A 21,532-nucleotide genomic window follows, 5' to 3' on the forward strand; every position below is an offset into this window, starting at 1 on the left:
AGTCAGCCCAACCAGTTGGGCTTGCGCTTATTGAGGAAAGACTGCACGCCCTCCTTGCCTTCATCACTGGCGCGGATGTCGGCGATGCCCTGCACGGTAGCGGCGATCAGGCCCGCGTTGATCTCGCGCTCGGCCACATCCATCACCAGCTTCTTGCACACGCGCACGGCGTTGGGGCTGGCGGTGGTCAAGGCCTTGAGCAGTTCGTCCACTTTGGCGTCGAGCTGGTCGGCAGCCACCACCTCGTGCACAAAGCCGATGCGCAGCGCCTCAGCCGCGCCAAAACGCTCGGCGGTGAGAAAGTAGCGGTGCGCAGCGCGCGCGCCCATGACGCGGATCACATAAGGGCTGATGGTGGCGGGGATCAGCCCCAGCTTCACTTCGCTGAGGCAGAAGCCCGCCGTGTCCACCGCCACGGCCATGTCACACGCGGCCACCAGGCCCATGCCGCCGGCGTACACATCGCCCTGCACGCGGGCGATGGTGGGCTTGGGGCATTCGTAGATCACGCGCAGCATCTCGGCCAGCTTGCCCGCGTCGGCGATGTTCTCGTCCCGCGTGTAGTCGGCCATGCGGCGCATCCAGTTGAGGTTGGCACCGGCGCAAAAGGCCGGGCCTTCGGCCGCCAGCACCACGGCGCGCACATCGGCGCGCCCACCCACATCGATGAAGGCGGCGGTGATTTCGGCAATGACTTCGTCGCTGAACGCGTTGCGAATCTCCGGCTGCGTGAGCGTGATGCGCGCCACGGCGCCGGTCTGGGTGATGGAAAGGTTCTGGCTGCTCATGGCTTGGACGGGTTTTGCAGAAAGTAGACAAGGTCCAGCTCGGGGCAAGGCTGGCCCAGCGCGGTCAATGCCGCAGTGATCTGGCCCCGGTGGTGTGTGCCGTGGTTGAACACATGCGCCAGCGTGACCGCAAACGGCAGCGATGCCGCCGTGCCGCGCATGGTGGTGTAGTCGAGCGTGCCGCTCCAGCGCTCGGGCGAGAACGACGCGATCAACGGCGCCCAGCGGGCCGCGCCTTCGCGCAGCCGGGCATCGAGCTGCGCGCGGTCGGTCTCGAGCTCGGCATCCAGGGCCACCTTGGGCGAGATGCCTTCGGCAAAGCGCACAAACCACAGATGGTGCTCGCCCACCAGCAGGTGATTGAGCGTGCCATGGATGCTTTTGAAGAAGAGGCCTACGTCGCGCCGGTAGGCCCCGTCGGGCAGGGCCCGCACGGCATCGAGCAGGCGCGCCGTGGCCCACACGTTGTAGCGCGCGAGCTGGGTGAAATGATCGGTTGCGTTCATAGCGCAGCAGGGGTGCCAAACACCCGTTTCCAAAAAGATTGCAGCGCGGCCAACGACTGAACGCGCGCTGCGGGATTTCCGCCCTGGTGCACCCCATAGGGCGACGAGCCGTTGGGCACGTCGCCACGCAAGCGCACAGGCGCGGTTCCATCAAAGCCGTGGTAGCTGCCCTCGTACACGTGTACCGTCACGTCGCTTCCAGCGCGGGTCTTCAGCGTGCCGGCCCAGTCCACGCAGGGTTGGGGTGGTGTCCAGTCGTCCAGCGCACCGAGCTGCATCAGCAGCGGAACACTTTCCGCCTCGGCCCGGTGTTTGAGCAAGGGCCCACAGCCCGGGTAGAAGACCGCCGCACCGGCCAGTGCCGGCTCGCCCTCGCGCGCATGGGTGTGCCGCTGCACCAGCAGATTCAACGTGGTGGTGCCACCGTTGGACCAGCCCATCACGCCGATACGCCGCGCATCCACGCCGGGCTGCGCGGCCAGCCACAGCAGGGCAGCGCGCGCGTCCTGCACTCGGTCGTTCACATTCAGGCTGTGGTCGCTGTAGCGGGTCTGGCACACATCACGCAGCCCGCGCGACCCGAAACTGTCGGGCATCAGCACGGCATAGCCTGCGGCGTGCAGCGTTTCAACCGTTTCTCGGTAGCGTGAAGACAGCACGCCCGCCTTGGCATACAGGCCACCACAGCCATGCAGCGCCAGCACAGCCGGCTGTGCAGACGCAATAGCCTGCGCGGATGACGGCCGGGGCGCTGGCCACCAATGGGCACGCAGCACGGTACCGGAAGGCAAAGGCAACTCCACCTGGTGCAGCGCCGCAGGCTCTCCAGCGGGCGACTGGGCCCATGCGGCGCCAGTGCAGACGCCAACGCAGGCGACAACAAGAGCCAACGCGGCGAAGGCCTTGCGAGGAGAGAGGTAGATGGCGAACGTCATGGCAGACAAGTCAACGCGCAACGGCGGCGGGGAACCCGTTCGCATCCAGAAACTCGGACACGGCCGGCTGCCAAACGCGCGGGAAACGCGTGAAAAGGGAATGCCCATCCTCCCCATGCGGCGGAAACTGCACAAAGTTCGCCCTGCCGCCTGCCTTGGTGAACGCAGCGTGCCACTGGCGGGGCAGCTGGGGGCCGAAATACATGTCGTTTTCGGTGTAGATCCACAGCATGGGCACCTTGGCCTGCGCACCGTACGCCTGAAACGTGCGCTCCAGCGCAGGCTGCGAACAAGGGTTCTGCGGCCGGCCCTTGGGGTCGCCGCCACTGCCGCCTGCAAAGTTGATGGCCGCCACCAATCCGGGCGGATTCATCGCGGCCAAGGCCACAGTGCTGGCGCCACCGAACGACTGTCCGACCACCAACACCCTGTCGGGAGCGACGTCCGGCCGCTGGCGCACAGCGTCCAGTGCGGCCAGCATTTGCACGGCTGCGGCGTCGAACCCTGGCGGGTAGTTGCGGTTGTTGCAGGCCCCCGTGTCCTCCACGTCCTCGCCGCCGCTCACGCCGTAGCCCACACGGGTCGGCACGGCCACCACAAAACCACGGCGCAGGAGGTAACGCGACGCATCGGTGTAGCGCGCCCGCCCCAGGCTGGAACGACCTTGCGCATCCGGTGCGCGACCATGGTTGATGAGCGCAATCGGCGCGGGCCGAGGGTTGGTGTCGTCAGACCAGACCGTGACGCGAATGTTTTGGGCGATCTGCTTGCCCCAGGTGTTTTTCACCTGCACGGGCACATCGATCTCCTCCTCCAGCACGCGGGCATGCGTGCCACTAGCCAGCACCGCCAACGCCACACCCCAAGCCAGACCAAAAGACACGCGCATCTCTACCACCCTTACATGCGGAACAAGCCGAACTTCGTGTCTTCAATCGGCGCGTTGCGCGTGGCGGCCAGGCCCAGCGCCAGCACGCGGCGGGTGTCGGCGGGGTCGATCACGCCGTCGTCCCACAGGCGGGCCGTGGCGTAGTAGGGGTGGCCCTGGTCTTCATACTGGCGACGGATGGGGGCCTTGAAGGCTTCTTCTTCCTCCATGCTCCACTGCCCGCCCTTGGCCTCGATGCCATCGCGCTTCACCGTGGCCAGCACGCCCGCGGCCTGCTCTCCGCCCATCACGCTGATGCGTGCGTTGGGCCACATCCACAGGAAGCGGGGGCTGTACGCGCGGCCGCACATGCCGTAGTTGCCTGCGCCAAAGCTGCCGCCGATGATGATGGTGAACTTGGGAACACTCGCAGTGGCCACGGCCGTGACCATCTTCGCGCCGTTGCGGGCAATGCCTTCGTTCTCGTACTTGCGGCCCACCATGAAACCGGTGATGTTCTGCAGGAACACCAGCGGAATCTTGCGCTGGCAGCACAGCTCGATGAAGTGCGCGCCTTTCAGGGCCGACTCGCTGAACAGGATGCCGTTGTTGGCGATGATGCCGACCATCATCCCCTCGATGCGCGCAAAGCCCGTGACCAGCGTGGTGCCGTAGCGCGCCTTGAATTCGTCAAACTCGCTGCCATCGACGATGCGGGCAATGATCTCGCGCACATCAAACGGCTTGCGCGTGTCCACCGGGATCACGCCATAGAGTTCTTCTGCTGCAAATTTAGGAGCTACCGGCGCATGATCCACTAGCGCCTGCGGCTTGTTTTTATTCAAATTGCGCACCGCATTGCGTGCCAACTGCAGCGCGTGCAGGTCGTTCTGCGCCAGGTGGTCTGCCACGCCCGACAAGCGCGTGTGCACATCACCACCGCCCAGGTCTTCAGCGCTCACCACCTCGCCCGTGGCGGCCTTCACCAGTGGAGGGCCACCCAAAAAGATGGTGCCCTGGTTCTTGACGATGATGGACTCGTCGCTCATCGCGGGCACGTAGGCCCCGCCGGCCGTGCACGATCCCATCACCACCGCGATCTGGCTGATGCCCATGGCGCTCATGTTGGCCTGGTTGAAGAAGATGCGGCCGAAGTGGTCGCGGTCCGGAAAGACCTCGTCCTGGTTGGGCAGGTTCGCGCCGCCCGAGTCCACCAGGTATATGCAGGGCAGGTGGTTCTGCTGCGCTACTTCTTGCGCGCGCAGGTGCTTCTTGACGGTGAGCGGGTAGTAGGTACCGCCCTTCACCGTGGCGTCGTTGCACACAATCATGCAGTCCACGCCGCTCACGCGGCCAATGCCCGCGATGAGCCCCGCGCAGGGTGCGTCGTTGTTGTACATGTTCAGCGCAGCCAGCGGTGCGAGTTCGAGGAACGGCGTGCCGGGGTCCAGCAGCATCTGCACGCGCTCGCGCGGCAGCAGCTTGCCGCGTGCGGTGTGCTTGGCGCGGGCGGCTTCACCGCCGCCCTGGGCCACCTTGTCGAGCTGGGCGCGCAGGTCATCCACCAGCGTGCGCATGGCGGCGGCATTGGCCAAAAAGTCCGCCGAGCGGGCGTTGAGTTGGGTGTCGAGAATGGTCATACGGTTTTGCTCTTTCAAGCGGTTTTCTGTTCTTCCAGGCCCAGCTGGTCCTTCATCTCCTCCCGGATCTTGAACTTCTGGATCTTGCCCGTCACCGTCATCGGGAAGCTGGTGACAAAGCGGATGTAGCGCGGCACCTTGTAGTGCGCAATCTGGCCCTTGCAGAAGGCGCGGATGTCGTCTTCTGTGGGCTTCGTGCCGGGCTTGGCGATGATCCAGGCGCAGAGTTCTTCGCCGTACTTCTGGTCGGGCACGCCCACCACCTGCACGTCCTGCACCTGGGGGTGGCGGTACAGAAATTCTTCGATCTCGCGCGGGTAGATGTTCTCGCCGCCGCGGATCACCATGTCCTTGATGCGGCCCACGATGTTCACGTAGCCCTCGGCGTCCATGGTGGCCAGGTCGCCGGTGTGCATCCAGCCGCCTTCGTCAATCGCCTCGCGGGTCTTGGCCTCGTCGCCCCAGTAGCCGTGCATGACGGAGTAGCCCCGGGTGCAGAACTCGCCGCGCTGGCCGACGGGAACGATGGCGCCGGTGTCCGGGTCCACGATCTTCACCTCCAGGTGTGGTTGCACCTGGCCCACGGTCGATACGCGCTTGTCCAGCGGCGTGTCGGTGCTGCTCTGGCAGCTCACGGGGCTGGTCTCGGTCATGCCGTAGGCGATGGTGATCTCGCGCAGATGCATCTGCTCCACCACGCGCTTCATCACCTCGGTGGGGCAGGGCGATCCGGCCATGATGCCGGTGCGCAGCGTGCTCAGGTTGAACTCGGCAAAGCGCGGGTGGTCCAGCTCGGCAATGAACATGGTGGGCACGCCGTGCAGGCCAGTGCAGCGCTCTTCCTGCACCGTCTGCAGCACGGTGAGCGGGTCAAACCCGTCGTTGGGGTACACGATGGTGGCGCCGTGGGTAAAGCACGCCAGGTTGCCCAGCACCATGCCAAAGCAGTGGTACAGCGGCACGGGAATGCACAGCCGGTCTTCGGGCGTGAGCTTCATGCACTCGCCAATGAAGAAGCCGTTGTTCAGGATGTTGCGGTGCGTGAGCGTGGCGCCCTTGGGAAAGCCGGTGGTGCCGCTCGTGAACTGAATGTTGATGGGGTCGGTGGCCTTCAGCGTCGCTGCAATGGGCGCCAGGCGCGGGTCGGCCGCGTTGCCGCGTGCCAGCAGGTCGGTAAAGCGCATCAGGCCGGGCTCGTCGGCGCCCTGCCCCGCCTCATCGATCCACACCACCGTGTTCAGGTGGGGCAGCTTCACGGAGCCCAGTTGCCCCGGCTGCTGGTCATGCCATTCGGGCGCCAGCTCGCGCAGCATGCCCAGGTAGTCGCTGGTCTTGAAGCGGGCCATGGTCACCAGCAGCTTGCAGCCCACCTTGTTCAGCGCGTATTCCACCTCAGACGTGCGGTAGGCCGGGTTGATGTTGACCAGCACCAGGCCCACCTGCGCGGTGGCCAGCTGCATCAGCACCCATTCGGCGTTGTTGTGCGACCAGATGCCCACGCGGTCACCGGGGGTAAGCCCCATGCCCAGCAGCGCGCTGGCCAGGCGGTGCGCCTCGGTCTGCAACTGGGCGTAGGTGTAGCGGCGGCCCTGGTGCACGCTGACCAGCGCCTCGCGCTCGGGCTGGCGGGCCACCATGTCGGCAAAGACGGCGCCGATGGTCTGCTCGATCAGGGGAACATCGGTAGCGCCACGGGCGTAGCTGTCTACCAGCGGTGCGGATTGTTTTGCGGCTGCAGTCGTCACGGGTTTGTCTCCTCGGTCATCCGGCCAGCGCGGGCAGAGCGCGCAGGGCGAGCCATTCGAAAGCATAGGCAAGCATAGAAGCCCACGGCCCGGCCGGGTTGCCACAATGGTTGCAAATCGTGCCACGACTGGCACACTCTGTAACGTGAAATCACCTGCCTCTATCGCCCACCGCCTGCCTGCTCCCGCCACAGCCCCCGCAGCGACGCCCATCGCACCGGCGGCCACGCCCATCGCGTTCGTGCGCGCCATTGTTCTGGCCTATGAACGGCGCGGCATGAGCCCCGAACGCGCCCTGGCCCAGGCACAGATTGCGCCGCAGCTGCTGCAAGACGACAGCGCCCGCATCACCGCCTGGCAGATGGAACAGATCTCCGACGCCGCCATGCAGGAGCTAGACGACGAGGCCTTGGGCTGGTTCAGCCGCCGCCTGCCCTGGGGCAGCTACGGCATGCTGGCGCGTGCCAGCATCAGCTCACCCACGCTGCAGGTGGCCCTGGCCCGCTGGTGCCGCCACCACGGCCTGCTGGCCGACGACATTGCGCTGCACCTCACCACCACCGGCGACACCGCCACGCTGGCCATCACCGAGGCCCGCGACCTGGGCGCGCTGCGCGAGTTCTGCCTGGTGTCCGTGCTGCGCAATGCCCACGGCCTGGCCTGCTGGATGGTGGACTCGCGCATCCCCCTCATCGCTGCCGAATTTGCGTTTGATGCCCCGCCGCACGCCGATGCCTATGCCGTGCTGTTCCGGGGCCCCGTCACGTTCCACGCACCGCGCACCGCCATCCACTTCGACGCCCGCTACTTGCACCTGCCCCTGCGCCGCGACGAACAAGCGCTGCGCCAGATGCTGCAGCACGCCCTGCCGCTGACCGTGCTGCACTACCGCCGCGACCGCCTGCTGGTGCAGCGCGTGCGCCAGTTGTTGGCCGCCCCGCTGCCCGGCCAGCCCGCCCACGCCCTGCCTCAGCACAGCGCCGAATCCCTGGCCGCGCTGCTGCACGTGTCGCCGCGCACGCTGCACCGGCAGTTGAAGGAAGAAGGCGCCACGCTACAGGGCCTGAAAGACGAGGTGCGCCGCACCCGCGCAGTGGAGCTGCTGCACCGCACACAACGGCCCATCAAGCAGGTGGCGGAGGCAGCGGGGTTTGAGAACGAGAAGAGTTTTATCCGGGCGTTTCGGGGGTGGACGGGGCAGTCGCCCGCGGAGTTTCGAAAGATTGAGTCGGGAATAGGGACAAAAAGAGAACTATTTAAAGCGCCTCAATGATTTCTCGCGTGCCTGTGAGCATTTCTCCCACATCTCGAAGATCGAAGTCATCCCATTGAGCGTGAAGTGCTTTATTACGTACTGCCGCATAGCTTTTCCATCGCCTGGATTTGACGGGGGTTATGGAGCCCTGCTTTGCAAGGTCATCAATCACAGCATCCAGTGATCTACTAGCCTGAGGAACGCTTACTTTTTCAGCCAACTTGCGCACGGCATCTTCGAAAACTGCGCTGCATAGCACAGAGGATTCCGTCTTTTTTCCAGCTCTATGAAAGTCTGCCGCGTGAGTGAGAAAGTCATCAAAGGTTGAGGCGACAAAGATGTATTCGACTTTGCGGAGTAATCCGTTCTGCATCTCATCTGATATGGACGCCAATAGACCGATGAGCTTCTGTATCGCGTGCAGCGGCACGCCTCCCTTCAGCTCTCCTTGCTCGACAACCCGACGTACCTCTTCTGTGAAATAGCTTCCTGGAATCGCTGTAAGCGCAAAAAAATTTGCTACTGAAGCTATCCATGCATGTCCATCTGGTATGTCTCGCGCATCAAACCAATACTCAGGGCCGTATTGATTATTGCGAATGCGACGGGCGAACAATTGCCCTCGTTCCAAGAGTTGCGCGCAGCGTGCTGCAAAGTCAGGTGTACTCATGTATGGACGCTCGCTAAAAGTTGATATTTACGATCTCTGGGCATTCTCTGGCTGGTTACCTCAACGAACAAAGCGGTTTTTGTTCGGAACTGGAGGCCGCCGATACAACGAGACAGGCCGCTAGGTAGGATGGATAGATTTGACTGGCTCATGTTCAACTGAACCCCGTTCTCCCCATGCTCCACCTCCACCACTGCGTCAGCGCCCGTTCCTTCCGCCCCCTGTGGATGCTCGAAGAGCTGCAACTGCCCTACCAGCTCCACATGCTGCCCTTTCCACCGCGTGCCAAGGCGCGGTGGTTTCTGGACGAGAACCCTCTGGGCACGGTGCCGCTGCTGGTGCAGGGCGCCGCACCGAACGAGGTGCGCATGACCGAATCGGCGGCGATGTGCCAGTACCTCGCCGCCACACACCCCGACGCGGGGCTGGATGTGGCACCTACGCACCCGGCGTATGGCGCCTACCTGAACTGGCTGCACATGAGCGATGCCACGCTGACCTTTCCGCAGACGCTGGTGCTGCGCTACGGGCGTTTTGAACCGGCAGAGCGCCAACAGCCGCAGGTGGTGGAAGACTACAGCCGCTGGTTTCTGGCACGGCTGCGCGCTGTGGAGACGGCGCTGACCCACGGCGCCAGCGACTACCTGTGCGCAGGCCGCTTCACGGCGGCGGATGTGGCGGTGGGTTATGCGCTGCTGCTGGCGCAGCACCTGGGGCTAAGCGGGCAATTTGGCCCGGCCACGCAGGCCTACTGGCAGCGGCTGCAGCAACGGCCCGGTTACCAGCGAGCGATGGTCGCACAGGTGCGTGCCGCTGAAGAGCAAGGCGTGCCCACCACGCCCGCACCCGATACGCAACCCTGAACGCTTCCTTGCGATCGCGCGGAGGGCGCAAACAGGTTCTGAGATCAGCAGCCCAGCAGCTCTGGCAACTCCGCCATGCTGCGAAACACGTGCTGCGCGCCCGCAGTACGCAGCGCGGCGCCGTCGTCCAGCGGGGCGTAGGCAAACACGGTGGCCCCGGCCGCCACGCCAGCGGTCACCCCGGTCACCGTGTCTTCGACCACTGCACAGCGCGTGGGCGCGGCCTGCAGCGCTGCGGCGGCAGCCAGATACACGTCGGGTGCGGGCTTGGTGGCGGGCATCTCGTGGCCACTGAAAATGCGGCCCGCAAAGTACGGCGCCAGGCCCACCTTGGCCAGTTGCATCTCGACCTTGAAACGGTCGGCCCCCGAAGCACAGGCAATGCGCCCATCGTGGTGGGCGTGCACGCGCTCGACAGCGCCGTGGATGTGCTCGATGGCGGTGAGCTGCGACTCCAGTGCGGCGTTGCGGCGCGCGTAGAAGGCCGACATCCATTCGTCGGTCAGCGGGCGGCCGGTGTGGTGCTCAATGCGCGCGGCCTCGCTGCGCACCATCTTGCCGATGAAGAGGCGCATGCACTCTTCGGGTGTCAGCACCCACCCGGCCTCGGCCAGCATGTCGCGCAGCACGCCGTTGGTGATGGGCTCGCTGTCTACCAGAACGCCGTCGCAGTCAAACAGGATTGCTTCAAATTTCATAGCTATCAAGGCATGTTGCACTAGCGCCTGGGGTGGTTTTGGCTTGAATTTCAGCCATGCAGGTCTCCATCGACATAGAACCAGCGCCCGCCCTCGCGCACAAAACGGCTGGTCTCGTGCAGGCGCACGGCACGCCCGGCGACACGGTAGCGGGCCACAAACTCGACCACGGCGTGGTCGGCATCGGTGGTGGCGTATCGGCGCACGTCCAGCCCGAGCCATTTGGCCTCGGCATCAAAGTCCAGCGTGGCCGGGCGGGTGCTGGCGTGCCAGGTGGCTTGCAGGTAGTCGGCCCGCTCGCACACAAAGGCGGTGTAGCGCGACCGCATGAGGCTTTCGGCATCAGGGGCTGCCATGGCCTCCAACCTAGGCTCGACCAGGTAGCGGCCGCAACAGCTGGCGAATGGCAAGGGGGTAGCACCTTTTCCCTTGTTGCCACTCGGGCCCGCAGGCGCAAGGCGGCCGCAGGGGCAGGGGTCGTTAGGCCGGGGCAAAGACATCGTGACGCCCCTCAGCGCAAGGCACCAAACACTTTGCGGGCAATAGCGCTGCCGGCGGCGGCCGGGTCCTGGCGGATCTTGCGCTCTTCCTCGCCGATCATGAGGTACAGGCCGTCCAGCGTTTTGCCGGTGACGTACTGCGCTAGGTTGGCGTCTTCGGCTTTCAGCAGGCCAAAACTCGCGGCCTTGCCGGCGAAGGCGTTGTACTTCTGCGTGAGGCCGACCTTCTCGGTGGCCTGGTTCACCACGGGCAGAAAACGTTGGCCCAGGGGCGTGCGCGTCTTCTCGGCAAAGAAGGCGGTCACCGAGTTGTCGCCGCCGGTGAGGATGTTCTTGGCGTCGGTCACCGTCATGTTTTGCACCGCGCCCACCAGCAGGTCCTTGCCCATGGGCACGGCCGCTTCGGCGGCGCGGTTGATGGACACCACCAGCTCGTCAATGCGCTTGCCCTGGCCCAGGGACTTCATGACCTTGGCGGCGTCGTCCAGGTAGCCCGGCAGGCCGATACGCACCTTGGGGTTGCCCAGAAAACCGTCATTGCGGCCCAGCAGCGACACGGCCGCCTGCGCGCCCTGGGTGAGCGCAGCCTTGAGCCCGCTGGCGGCATCGGCATTGGTCAGATTGCCCAGCGACAGGGCCCAGGCATGTTGCGCGGTGGCGCACAGCAGAGCCCCGGCGAGGCTGGCCTGGGTGAATTGGCGGCGTTGCATGGATCGGTTCTTTCAGAAGGAGCAAGGGCGCCCCCCGATGGACAGCCACGGGAACGCGCAGAGACGGTGAGTGCGGGATTTTCGCTCACCGCATCGAAGGGGCGCGGCAGGCCGTAGACTGCCAGCACCCAAGCATCCAACAAGGAACCTTGCAATGTGGGAAATGAGCGTGCCGTGGTGGGAATTTATCGTGCGCGGCGTGGTGGTGTATCTGTTCTTGCTGGTGTTCATGCGCCTGTCGGGCAAGCGGCAGACGGGCCAGTACGAGCCGTTTGACCTGATCCTGCTGCTGATCCTGTCGAACGCGGTGCAAAACTCGATGAACGCGGGCGACAACTCGCTGGTGGGCGGGCTCATCTCGGCCAGCACGCTGATGCTGTGCCACGTGGCCCTGGCCCGGCTGGCGTTTCACTTTCCGCGCATCGGGCGCTGGGTGGACGGCCAGGCGCAGGTGCTGATCGACAAAGGCCAGTTGAACCAGTCCCTGATGCGCAAGGAACTGCTGACCCGCGACGACGTGGAGGCCGCGCTGCGTGCCGGCGGCTGCCTGCACGCGCACGAGGTGGAGCGTGCCACCATCGAGACCAACGGCCAGATCACCGTGGTGCTGCGCCGCCGTGGCGACGAGAGCTGACCCGTCGCGCCCAGCACCTGCTACCGCCCCAACCACTCCATCCGATATGACTGCACTGAATGTTCTGGGTACCATGCTGATGCCCTGCTCCTACGACCCGCTGACCGGCTTTTACCGCGATGGCTGCTGCAACACCGACGAGCACGACCACGGCACCCACGTGATCTGCGCACGCATGACGCAGGCGTTTCTGGACTTCTCGCTGTCGCGGGGCAACGACCTCATCACCCCCCGGCCCGAGTACCGGTTTGCAGGCCTCAAGCCCAACAACCGCTGGTGCCTGTGCGCCCTGCGCTGGAAGGAGGCCTACGAGGCGGGCGTGGCACCGCCGGTGATCCTGGAATGCACCCATGCGCGTGCGCTGGAGTTTGTGACGCTGGCGCAGTTGCAGAGCGCGGCGCTGTCCAGCCGCTGACCCAGCAGCCACGGGCCGCAGCGCAACCCGGGCCGGGTGTGACGCTGCTGCCACCCTACTTCTGTCGGGTTGCCGGTGGCTGGCCGCACGGCGAAAGATCAGGACTTTGTGTTCCTCCCTTTCGCTGCACATGCGGCCACATCCGTCACCATGACCATCACCCTTTCTGCCCCGCAGCGGCGCGCGCGTGCCGCTGCCAACCTGCCCCGTTCCTCCACCCCGCTGCGCCTGTGCGCAGTCAGCGCCGCCGTGGCCGCTGCCGCCCTGCTGAGCGGCTGCGAAACCACCAACATGCGCATGGGCAGCGCCGATGCCAAGACCGTGGCCACCGGCAGCGCTGCGGGCGGTGCGTCCACCGGCGCCAGCGACTCGCTGGAGCGCTGCGAAAGCCCGCTGGGTACCGTCTCGCTGATCGAAAACCAGCAGGCCGGCTGGTACACCATCCTGCGCGACCAGTACCGCCTGCCCCCCACGGCCAACCTGCTGCGCCTGCTGGTGCAGCAGTCCAACTGCTTTGTGGTGGTGGAGCGGGGTGCGGCCGGCATGAACGCGATGACGCGCGAGCGCGCGCTGATGCAGTCGGGCGAAATGCGGCAGGGCAGCCAGTTCGGCCAGGGCCAGATGGTGGCCTCGGACTATGGCCTGTCGCCCGAAATCGTGTTCCAGAACAACAACGCGGGCGGCGCCTCCGCATCGCTGGGCGGCCTGGTCGGTGGCCGCGCGGGCGGCTTGCTGGCAGCCCTTGGCGGCAGCATGAACACCAAGGAGGCCAGCGCGCTGCTCACGCTCACCGACAACCGCTCGGGCGTGCAGGTGGCGGCCTCGGAAGGCAGCGCCGCCAAGACCGACTTTGGCGCCATGGGGCAGCTCCTGGGCGGCTCGGGCGGCGCGCGCATGGGCGGCTACTCCAACACGGCCGAAGGCAAGGTGATTGCGGCCGCCTTCATGGATGCGTTCAACCAGATGGTGCAGTCGCTGCGCAACTACCGCGCCCAGACGGTGAAGGGCCAGGGCCTGGGTGGCGGCGGGCGGCTGAGTGTGGACGGCGCCGCACCGCCCTCGCAGACATCGGCCGCACGTACTGCCGCGCAAAGCAATGGAGCCACCGCCGGGCTTTCGCTGCGCGACGCGCAGGCTCGCCTGAATGAGCTGGGCTACAACGCGGGCACGCCCGATGGCGCCATGGGCGGCAAAACCGCATCCGCACTGCGCGCGTTCCAGAAAGACCGGCGCATCGCACAGTCGGGCAGACTGGATGCGGCCACGATGGCGGAGTTGTCAAAGTAGCCAACTGATTCAGTATTGAAAAAGGCCGCCATGGCAATCCATGGCGGCCTCTCTTTTCCACACACGGCGGAGACATCGAATGCGATGGGCGATAGGGCAGCCCCCTTGCCAGGAAGCGCCCAAGCATCCTCAGTTCTGCGTGTAGCAGGCCTTGTTGGCAATGATGAGGTCTGCGTAAGCCTCTGCACTGGCTGCCGTGGGAAACACCGTGGGGGTACTGTCACCGAACACGCACAGATAGGCACCCTTGCGAGTCCACACAGAGCGCGACGTGATGCCCGACGGCGTCACCCAGGTGCTCCAGAAAGCTGTGGCGCTTGCCGTGGTTCCGCTGCGGTCGAAGTTGAACACGCCCAGATCGGTAAGCGGCCCCGCTATCGTGCCCTGGCCCGAGCAGTCGGCCGTCGCATAGGTCATGACGCCTTGTGCGGCCGTTGCCCGGGTATCGCTTTGTCGGGCAATGCGCCAAAGCACGCGCCCCCACACACCAGGCCGGACCACGGAACACTGGCCCTGCTTCCAGTCACCCTCCGGCAGCCCCAGCGCGGCGGTCGCGCAGCTCACATCCACCGTACTCACGTTGGCCGACCCCACCGTGCCCGTACCGTTGCGCACCGTGCAGCTCTGGCCCGAAGGCTGCGTGCGCACCGTGACGGCGTAGGCCGTGCCCCCCGCCAGCGCTGTGCCGAAGGTGAAGCCGCCGTTGCTGGCAACCGACAGGTCGTCGCGCCCGTTGTTCTGCAGCACCACGGTGCCGCCCGCCTGGCCGCTGACCGAGCCGCCCACGGTGTAGGTGGCCGCCGCCAGGTTCTCGCAGCGCACCTGCACGGTGCTCACATTGGCGGTGGCCGTGCCAGTGCCTTCCGTCACGGTGCAGCGCTGACCGCTGGGCTGGGTCTTGACGGTGACGGCATAGGCAATGCCGTTGTCCAGGCGCGTGGCGAACACGAAGTTGCCATTGGCGTTCACCGTCAGGTCGTCCTTGCCGGCGTTCTGCAACGTCACTGTCTTGCCAGCACCCAGACCACTGACCGCGCCGCCGATGCTGAATGCACCCGCACTGGGCAGCGGCGTGCCGTTGTTGTCATCACCGCCGCCGCAGCCCGCCAGCAAGGCGGCAGCCAGGCCCAGGGGGGCCCAGCGGAAGATAGGACGTGCGGGGTGCCAGGTGCGCCCGGCACCCGTTGCGCTGGCTTGTCGTGTCATGAACAGAAACCTCGTGATGGTGAATGGAGCGCGGATTCTGTGCAGCACCCCCTCCCATGCGAAACCCTACGCTGGTAGGGTTTGCGCGCCGTCCATCCTGCTGAACACTTGGCAGAATTTGCCCGCAGGCATACCTTTCGGTATGGGCCGCCCGCCGGGCTGCCTCCCCGCCCCCCCCCGCATGTCTACTTCCTCTCCTTACGCGCTCATCCTCGACGACCATCCGCTGGTGGCACACGGCATGGCCGAATTTCTGCTTGCCCGCATGCCGCAGATGGACGTGGTGGTGGCCTCCGGCGCGGACGACCTGCTTCGCTGGGTGGGCACGCGGGGCACACCAGCCATCGTGCTGGTTGATTTCTGGCTGGCCGAGGGCTCGGCGCTGGGCCTGATCGCGCAGGTGCGCGCGCACTGCCCGGGCACCCCCATTGCGGTGATCAGCGGCGACGATGACCCTGCGGTGATGGCGCAGGCCCGGCAGGCGGGCGCCCAGGGTTTCATCCACAAGCAGGCCGCACCCGACACTTTTGGCCTGGCGGTGGAAGCCTTGCTGGGCGGCCTAGTGTGGTTTGAGCCCGGCCAGATCGGCAGCCAGCCGCCGCGCAGCCGCGACCTGCCGGTGACACCGGCAGAGCTGGGCCTGTCTGCACGCCAGGGACAGATCCTTGCGCTGGTGCTGCAAGGCCTGCCCAACAAGCGCATTGCGTCGCAGCTCGACATTGCAGAGAGCACTGTGAAAGAGCACGTGACGGGCATCCTGGAGCGGCTGCGCGTGCGCACACGGGTGGAGGCCATCACCCTGCTGCGTGGGCGGCGGCTGGAGCTGTCCTGATGCGCCTTTTGCGGCCCTGGGTGCTGGCCACTGCGCTGGGCCTGCTCGGAACGCTGTCCGCAGGCGCGCAGACACCGTCCCAGGACCTAGCCGAGCTGGACCGCCTGCAGACCCTGTCGCAGCGCAACAGCGCCGAGACCGTGCAGGCCCTGCAGGCGGCAGCCCCGCGCTTTGCCCGCGCGGCGCATGTCGATATCCGGCGCACCTACTTTGCCGCGCTGGCAGACGCCGCCTTCGAGACCGGGCAGGCCCCTGTGGTGACCGACGCCATCGCGCAACTGAAGGCGCTCGCGGCCACGTCGAACGACATGTCCTCGCAGGTGCTGGCCGCTGCCTTTGAGGCCCGGCAACTGGCCGTGGCGGGCAAGACACGTGCGGGGCTGGAGGCGCTGGCGCAGGTTGCGGCCGGGGCGGAGACCGTGGGCGACCCCTGGGTGCGCTGGCTATACCACCTGACACTGGGCGCGCTGCACAGCGGCAACGGGCAGTTTGAAGAGGCACTGGCCCAGCTGCTGCGCAGCCTGGAGCTGTCGCGCACGCTGCCCCGCCAGGCGGTCACGGCAGAGCTGCGGTCGCGCACCCATCTGGAGCTGCTGCATTTCGACATGAAGAACCCGGAGCGGGCGCTGCAAACCATCCGCGAGGCGCTGCCCCTGGCTGAGAAGCTTGATGCCCGGCAAGCACTGGGCTGGCTGCACCTGCACCGGGGCAATGTCGAAAACGTGCAGGGCGACCTCGACACGGCCATAGCGGCATACCGCCAAGCCCTGCAGATTGCGCGCGCAGGAGGGTTGGCCGGGCTTCAGGCCACGGCGCTGAACAACCTGGGCGACGTCCTGCTGCAGCGCAAGGCCTATGCGGAGGCGGAGCCTGTGATGCGCGAGGCCCTGGCCGCCTACCGCGACGCACACGAATTGAATGGCGCCGCACTGGCGCAGGCCAACCTGGGCTTTGCACTCATGGGCCAAGGCCGCATTGCGGCCGGTGTGCACGAGGTGGAGGCGGGCATCCGGTTTGTGCATGAAGCGGGTTCCCTGCCCATGGAAGAACAGCTGTTGGGCGAGCTGTCGCGCATGTATGAACAAGCGGGCCTGTACCGTGAAGCCATGGCCACCACCCGCAAGCAGCAGGCGCTGGCCAAGGAGCTGTTCCATACCGAGCGCGACCAGGCCGTGGCGACCTTGCAGGAGCGCTTTGACAGCGCTGAGCGCCAGCGCCAGATCGATCAGCTGGCGCAGGCCAACCGGGTGCAGGATGCCGAGCTGCGCGTGCGCCGCATGCAGCAGATAGGACTGGCGGCGGCGGTGGCCCTGGCACTGCTCGCGGCGGGCGCCAGCTTCTGGCTGTACCGCCGCACGCGCACGGCCAACGAGGCCCTGGCCGCAGCCCGGGGACAGGCAGAAAGCGCCCTGACCGAGAAAAACATGTTCCTCGCCACCGCCAGCCATGACCTGCGCCAGCCCGTGCACGCCATGTCCCTGATGGTGGAGGCGATCAGCCTGCGCAATACCGACCCGGTCCTGCGTCCGCTGGTGGCCGACCTGCGCACCAGCATGCAGGCCATGAGCCAGCTGTTCAATGCGCTGCTGGACCTGTCGCGCCTGGAGTCAGGGCAGCCACTGGGCCACAAAACCGCCGTGGACCTCGGCGCGCTGCTGGCGGATGTGGTACGCCTGTTCCGCGAGCAGGCCAGCCTGGGGGGCCTGACCCTGCGGCTGCGGCTGCCGCGCCGTGGCGCCACCGTCTGGGCCGAGCCGGTGCTGCTGCGCCAGGCGTTGGCGAACCTGGTGCAGAACGCCATCCGCTACACGCCGCAGGGCAAGGTGCTGGTGAGTGCCCGCGCACGCGGCGGCGGCTGGCTGGTGGAGGTGCGGGACACGGGCATTGGCATTGCCCCGGCCGATCAGGCCCGGGTGTTCAGCCCCTACTACCGGGGATCGCGGGCCGACCAGATGGACGAAGCCGGGCACGGCCTGGGATTGGCCGTGGTGGCGCGCTGTGCCGAGCAATTGGGGGCGGCCTATGGTGTGCATTCGCTGGCGGGGCGGGGTTCGCGCTTCTGGCTGCGGCTGCCAGCCCATGTGGCCACCGATGCAGGGGCACCCACCACCTCTGCCGCAGCGCACCACCAGGCCGTGGCGAGCCGCCCGCTGCAGGGCCAATGCCTGGTGCTGGACGATGACCCCCAGGTGCTCAAGGCCTGGCGCGCCATGCTCGAAGCCTGGGGCGTGGCGGCAGCCTATGCCACCACCGGGGCCGAAGCCCATGGCCGGCTCGACGAAGGGCTGGTGCCAGATGCCATCTTCTGCGACCAGCGGCTGCGCTCGGGCGAGAGCGGCTTTGACATCCTGCGCACGCTGCTGGCACGCTGCCCTGCCGCCCAGGGCGCGATGGTCAGCGGCGAATTCGACGCGCCCGCCTTGCGGGATGCCGAGGACGAGGGCTACCTGGTGCTGCGCAAGCCGGTAAACCCCGCAGAGCTGCACGCAGTGCTGGTCCAGTGGCTGGCTCATGGCAAAAGCCAGCGGGAACAGCACCCCGTGCCTTTCCAATAAGCCCTTCCACAGCACCGGCCGTCCGCCAGCGGTGCACCGCCCGTCTGCCCGCTGCACGCAGCCATCCCCTGCCCCCCTACCATCCGCAGCCATCGACCGGCGACACCGACACGCTGGCAAGTCACACCAGGAGGGAGCCACACCATGACCACCACCGGGACCACCCCACCGCCCAGCCAGCCCCGCTGGCTATACCAGGCGCAGGATGCGCATGGCCGCCCCACCGAGGGCTTCGTGCATGCCCAGACGGCCGAAGAAGCCATGCAGGCCATTGCGGCGCTGCAGCAGCCCCCGCTGACCCAGGTGCAGCTGCACACCTCCGGGCTGTATGCCAGTGCGATGACCGAAATGGCGGACGACGCACTGGGCACCCTGGACGTGAAGGCGCTGCGCCAGCTGGCGCGCGACCAGATCGAAGCCCAGGAGAACCCCGGCCCGTGGACCACGCTGCGGCAGTTGCTGCGCAACAACCGCACCTGGCTGCTGGTGTGCGCGGCCCTGGTGGCGCTGGCCGTGTGGCGCCAGTGGAGCCCGTGGGTGCAAGGCATTTTGGTACTGGCCATGCTGGCGCCGCTGGGGGTGTTTGCCTACATGCACCAGTTTCAGCGTATGTACCAGCAGATGCTGCACGCGCACGCCACGGGCGACATGCCCCGCCTGGACGTGCTGGCCCAGCGGCTGGCCCGCGCGGCCGAACGGCATGCGTTCTTGCGGCAGCCCGCCTGGGACGCCGCCGTGCGCATGGCCTGGTTCGAGGCGCGCGCCGAAGGGGTGGACGCCGCCATCCTGCGCTTGCGCATCCACCCCATGCGCCCAGCGGACGAAGGCGAATTCTTGTCACGCATCTACACCCTGCCCCTGGCCACGGGCGACCATGCGGGCTTTACCGCGCGCCTGCGCGACCTGATAGCGCAGCGGCCGGGAGAGCCCACTTTGCAGCTGGACCTGGCCCTGGGCGAGGCCCGCGCGGGCCACACCGACGAAGCGCAGCGCCTCGTGGACACCCTACAGCCCGCCATGCTGCCACCCCACGGGCAAGCATTCATCGACTGGGTGCGGGGCATGATCGCGCTGCGCGACCCGGCCCGGGCAAGCGAGGCTGCCAGCCACCTGGGCAAGGCGTGTGAGCAATTTCTGGGGCTGGTGCGCAGGGCCCCGGGCGCCTGGCCCTCACTGGCCGTGTGCACCTGCGACTACGCGCTGGCCTTGGCCTGGAGCGGGCGCGCGGAAATGGGGCGCACCGTGTTTGCCAGCGTGCAGCCGGTGGCCCGGCACCACGCCGAGCCCGAGCGGCTCGCGCTGCTGGAGCGCGAGTTACGCCTCAGGGGCTGAGCGTTGTGGGGCCGCGCCCGAAAGGCCAGCGCACTACGGGCCGGGCACCGTGGCGCGCAGGCTCAGAGGCTGAGAGTTTTTGAGCCAAGCCCGAAAGGCGCGCCAAAACGCCTCGGTTCGAGGCGCAAAGCACAGCCATAGCTCGGGCTATGGCGAACATTTGCAACGAAGAGCCGGGGCGTTTTGGCGTGCAAGGCGGACATGGATCAAAGACTCTTAGCCTCTCAGGCCAGTGCGCGCTGGATGATGATCTTCTGCACGTCGCTCGTGCCTTCGTAGATCTGGCACACGCGCACGTCGCGGTAGATGCGTTCCACCGGGAAGTCGTTGACCACGCCATACCCGCCCAGCGTCTGGATGGCGGCACTGCACACGCGCTCGGCCATCTCGCTGGCAAACAGCTTGGCCATGGCGGCTTCCTTCAGGCAGGGCTTGCCGGCATCACGTAATGCTGCAGCGTGCCAGATGAGCTGGCGCGCGGCCTCGATCTGCGTGGCGCAGTCGGCCAGGCGAAAACCCACGGCCTGGTGGTTGAAGATGGCGGTGCCGAAGCTTTCTCGGTCCTTGGAATACGCCAGCGCTGCATCAAACGCGCTGCGCGCCATGCCCACGCTTTGGGCGGCGATGCCGATGCGGCCGCCTTCGAGCGCGCCCAGCGCGATCTTGTAGCCTTCGCCCTCGGCGCCAATGAGGTTCTCGGCCGGGATGCGGCAGTTGTCAAAATTGATCTGCGCCGTGTCGCTGCTGTGCTGGCCCAGCTTGTCCTCCAGCCGAGCGACCACATAGCCGGGGTTGCTGGTCGGCACCAGGAAGGCGCTCATGCCCTTCTTGCCCGCGCCCTTGTCGGTCACGGCGATCACGATGGCCACATGGCCGTTCTTGCCGCTGGTGATGAACTGCTTGACGCCGTTGATCACGTATTCGTCGCCTTGCTTCACCGCCGTGGTGCGCAGGGCAGAGGCGTCGGAGCCCACATGCGGCTCGGTCAGGCAGAACGCGCCCAGCATCTCGCCACGCGCCAGCGGCGTGAGCCAATCGCGTTTTTGCTGCGCGTTGCCGTAGCGCATGAGGATGGCGTTGACCGGGCAGTTGGTCACGCTGATGGCGGTGCTGGTGCCGCCATCACCGGCCGCGATTTCTTCCAGCACCAGGGCCAACGTCACGTAGTCCAAGTTGGCGCCGCCGAACTCTTCGGGCACGCAGATGCCGTAGGCACCCAGCGCGGCGAGGCCCTGGTGGGCCTCCTTGGGAAAGTGGTGTTCCTTGTCCCAGCGCGCGGCGTGCGGCCACAGCTCGGTCTGAGCAAAGTCGCGCACTGCGTCGCGGATCATTTCCTGGTCTTGGGTCAGCAGCATGGGAGTGTCTCCAGAGTCGTTGTTCAGAAATTCAAAAAGCTCACCAATGGGCAGCGCGGCGACCATCGTGGTGCAGCAGGCGGCCCTTGTCGGCAGCGGTCACGCTGGCCAGCGTGCTACGCAGGCCGCGCACGCTGTCTTCCACCGTCAGCGGGGCACCGCCGCCGCCCATGTCGGTCTGCACCCAGCCGGGGTCGATGGTGACCAGCGTGGCGCCGGGGTAGTCGTGCTGCGCGGCGGCCACGGCCATGTTGAGCGCGGCCTTGCTGGTGCGGTACAGCCACGAGCCGCTGTTCGGCACGCTGCCGATCTGCGACATGGAGGACGACAGAAACGCAAACACGCCGCCCGCGTCCGCCACCAGGGGCGCCACCTGCGGGATGGCCTGCATGGCGCCCAGCACGTTGGTGTGCATGACAGCATCAAAGTCTTGCTGCGTGGGTGGGGTGAGCGCGTTGGGGCGGCGGATGACGCCGGCCACATACAGCGCCAAGTCCAGCTTTTCGCCGTCGAGCTGCCAGGCCAGGCCGCTCACGCTGGCGGGGTTGGCCACATCGACGGTGAGCGCTTCGGCGCCCAGCGCCAGCACGCGTTCACGGCCGGCATCGTCGCGCACGGTGGCGATCACACGGCGCCCGGCGTCGGTGTACTGGCGCACCAGCTCCAGGCCGATGCCCCGGGACGCGCCGATCACGAGTATGGAGTTCATTTTCAAGCCCAATGTGCCGCAAGCGCTAG

21 protein-coding genes are annotated in these 21,532 nt (G+C 66.6%); 8 read left to right on the forward strand and 13 right to left on the reverse strand.

Going from position 1 to position 21,532, the window contains the following annotated elements:
- Nucleotides 1-2 precede the first annotated feature (2 nt).
- The 6 genes from DNK89_RS12545 to DNK89_RS12570 are packed head-to-tail and all read right to left on the reverse strand — an operon-like array spanning nucleotide 3 to nucleotide 6,482.
- Nucleotides 3-788: an enoyl-CoA hydratase/isomerase family protein gene (locus DNK89_RS12545; RefSeq protein WP_110960344.1), complete on the reverse strand. Its 786-nt coding sequence runs from the start codon at nucleotides 786-788 to the stop codon at nucleotides 3-5.
- Nucleotides 785-1,294: a DinB family protein gene (locus tag DNK89_RS12550; protein ID WP_110960345.1), complete on the reverse strand. Its 510-nt coding sequence runs from the start codon at nucleotides 1,292-1,294 to the stop codon at nucleotides 785-787. Before DNK89_RS12550 ends, DNK89_RS12545 begins: the two co-directional genes overlap by 4 nt.
- Nucleotides 1,291-2,229 carry a dienelactone hydrolase family protein gene (locus tag DNK89_RS12555; protein WP_161958937.1) on the reverse strand — a complete coding sequence of 313 codons (939 nt, stop codon included), beginning with the start codon at nucleotides 2,227-2,229 and terminating at the stop codon, nucleotides 1,291-1,293. Before DNK89_RS12555 ends, DNK89_RS12550 begins: the two co-directional genes overlap by 4 nt.
- Before the next feature lie 10 nt (nucleotides 2,230-2,239).
- Nucleotides 2,240-3,112 (reverse strand): S9 family peptidase, encoded by an 873-nt coding sequence (locus DNK89_RS12560; protein WP_238990796.1) that lies wholly within the window; start codon nucleotides 3,110-3,112, stop codon nucleotides 2,240-2,242.
- Between the two features lie 17 nt (nucleotides 3,113-3,129).
- On the reverse strand, nucleotides 3,130-4,737 hold the full coding sequence (locus DNK89_RS12565; RefSeq protein WP_110960347.1) for a carboxyl transferase domain-containing protein: 1,608 nt from the start codon (nucleotides 4,735-4,737) through the stop codon (nucleotides 3,130-3,132).
- Nucleotides 4,738-4,751: 14 nt separating this feature from the next.
- The gene (locus tag DNK89_RS12570) at nucleotides 4,752-6,482 is read right to left on the reverse strand and encodes an AMP-binding protein (RefSeq protein ID WP_110960348.1); all 1,731 of its coding nucleotides are present in this window, start codon (nucleotides 6,480-6,482) and stop codon (nucleotides 4,752-4,754) included.
- A 106-nt stretch (nucleotides 6,483-6,588) separates the two neighbouring features.
- Between DNK89_RS12570 and DNK89_RS12575 the strand changes: the two genes are divergently transcribed.
- Nucleotides 6,589-7,755 (forward strand): AraC family transcriptional regulator, encoded by a 1,167-nt coding sequence (locus DNK89_RS12575; RefSeq protein WP_203422253.1) that lies wholly within the window; start codon nucleotides 6,589-6,591, stop codon nucleotides 7,753-7,755.
- On the opposite strand, the gene DNK89_RS24265 is transcribed toward DNK89_RS12575, so the two are convergent.
- Nucleotides 7,739-8,407, reverse strand: a complete 669-nt coding sequence (locus DNK89_RS24265; protein ID WP_153064283.1) for a hypothetical protein — start codon at nucleotides 8,405-8,407, stop codon at nucleotides 7,739-7,741. The genes DNK89_RS12575 and DNK89_RS24265 overlap by 17 nt on opposite strands.
- A 176-nt stretch (nucleotides 8,408-8,583) precedes the next feature.
- Here DNK89_RS24265 and DNK89_RS12580 point away from each other — a divergent pair, with 176 nt between their 5' ends.
- A complete protein-coding gene (locus tag DNK89_RS12580; RefSeq protein WP_110960349.1) occupies nucleotides 8,584-9,270 on the forward strand; it encodes a glutathione S-transferase family protein in 687 nt (228 codons plus the stop codon).
- A 44-nt stretch (nucleotides 9,271-9,314) separates the two neighbouring features.
- Here DNK89_RS12580 and DNK89_RS12585 read toward each other — a convergent pair whose 3' ends face one another.
- From DNK89_RS12585 to DNK89_RS12595, 3 genes are read right to left on the reverse strand one after another with little or no spacing between them, the layout of a single operon-like run.
- The gene (locus DNK89_RS12585; protein ID WP_110960350.1) at nucleotides 9,315-9,968 is read right to left on the reverse strand and encodes an HAD family phosphatase; all 654 of its coding nucleotides are present in this window, start codon (nucleotides 9,966-9,968) and stop codon (nucleotides 9,315-9,317) included.
- 50 nt (nucleotides 9,969-10,018) lie between these two features.
- Nucleotides 10,019-10,468 carry a YchJ family protein gene (locus tag DNK89_RS12590; protein WP_110960351.1) on the reverse strand — a complete coding sequence of 150 codons (450 nt, stop codon included), beginning with the start codon at nucleotides 10,466-10,468 and terminating at the stop codon, nucleotides 10,019-10,021.
- Nucleotides 10,469-10,479: 11 nt separating this feature from the next.
- Nucleotides 10,480-11,178, reverse strand: coding sequence for a DUF4197 domain-containing protein (locus DNK89_RS12595; RefSeq protein ID WP_015015771.1), 699 nt, complete (start codon nucleotides 11,176-11,178; stop codon nucleotides 10,480-10,482).
- 154 nt (nucleotides 11,179-11,332) lie between these two features.
- On the opposite strand from DNK89_RS12595, the gene DNK89_RS12600 reads away from it, so the two are divergent.
- The 3 genes from DNK89_RS12600 (at nucleotide 11,333) to DNK89_RS12610 (ending at nucleotide 13,514) form a co-directional block, all read left to right on the forward strand.
- Entirely contained in the window at nucleotides 11,333-11,812 is a 480-nt protein-coding gene (locus tag DNK89_RS12600) for a DUF421 domain-containing protein (protein WP_060985594.1), read from the forward strand.
- A 46-nt stretch (nucleotides 11,813-11,858) separates the two neighbouring features.
- Nucleotides 11,859-12,227: a DUF2237 family protein gene (locus DNK89_RS12605; RefSeq protein WP_015015773.1), complete on the forward strand. Its 369-nt coding sequence runs from the start codon at nucleotides 11,859-11,861 to the stop codon at nucleotides 12,225-12,227.
- Nucleotides 12,228-12,377: 150 nt separating this feature from the next.
- The gene (locus tag DNK89_RS12610; RefSeq protein WP_238990797.1) at nucleotides 12,378-13,514 is read left to right on the forward strand and encodes a peptidoglycan-binding domain-containing protein; all 1,137 of its coding nucleotides are present in this window, start codon (nucleotides 12,378-12,380) and stop codon (nucleotides 13,512-13,514) included.
- A 129-nt stretch (nucleotides 13,515-13,643) separates the two neighbouring features.
- Here the strand turns inward: DNK89_RS12610 and DNK89_RS12615 are convergent, their stop codons facing one another.
- Complete coding sequence (locus DNK89_RS12615; RefSeq protein WP_110960352.1) at nucleotides 13,644-14,720, reverse strand: hypothetical protein; 1,077 nt, start codon at nucleotides 14,718-14,720, stop codon at nucleotides 13,644-13,646.
- A 181-nt stretch (nucleotides 14,721-14,901) separates the two neighbouring features.
- Here DNK89_RS12615 and DNK89_RS12620 point away from each other — a divergent pair, with 181 nt between their 5' ends.
- From DNK89_RS12620 to DNK89_RS12630, 3 genes are all read left to right on the forward strand, one after another.
- Nucleotides 14,902-15,552, forward strand: a complete 651-nt coding sequence (locus DNK89_RS12620; RefSeq protein ID WP_110960409.1) for a response regulator transcription factor — start codon at nucleotides 14,902-14,904, stop codon at nucleotides 15,550-15,552.
- Nucleotides 15,552-18,107, forward strand: coding sequence for an ATP-binding protein (locus DNK89_RS12625; protein ID WP_110960353.1), 2,556 nt, complete (start codon nucleotides 15,552-15,554; stop codon nucleotides 18,105-18,107). The genes DNK89_RS12620 and DNK89_RS12625 overlap by 1 nt, the downstream gene beginning before the upstream one ends.
- A 144-nt stretch (nucleotides 18,108-18,251) precedes the next feature.
- The gene (locus DNK89_RS12630) at nucleotides 18,252-19,439 is read left to right on the forward strand and encodes a hypothetical protein (protein ID WP_110960354.1); all 1,188 of its coding nucleotides are present in this window, start codon (nucleotides 18,252-18,254) and stop codon (nucleotides 19,437-19,439) included.
- 224 nt (nucleotides 19,440-19,663) lie between these two features.
- On the opposite strand, the gene DNK89_RS12635 is transcribed toward DNK89_RS12630, so the two are convergent.
- Both DNK89_RS12635 and DNK89_RS12640 read right to left on the reverse strand, forming a co-directional pair.
- Nucleotides 19,664-20,794, reverse strand: coding sequence for an acyl-CoA dehydrogenase family protein (locus DNK89_RS12635; RefSeq protein WP_110960410.1), 1,131 nt, complete (start codon nucleotides 20,792-20,794; stop codon nucleotides 19,664-19,666).
- A 40-nt stretch (nucleotides 20,795-20,834) separates the two neighbouring features.
- Nucleotides 20,835-21,503, reverse strand: coding sequence for an SDR family oxidoreductase (locus tag DNK89_RS12640; protein ID WP_056639048.1), 669 nt, complete (start codon nucleotides 21,501-21,503; stop codon nucleotides 20,835-20,837).
- Nucleotides 21,504-21,532 lie beyond the last annotated feature (29 nt).

Source organism: Acidovorax sp. ST3 (assembly GCF_003231145.1).
Lineage (GTDB): Bacteria > Pseudomonadota > Gammaproteobacteria > Burkholderiales > Burkholderiaceae_C > Acidovorax.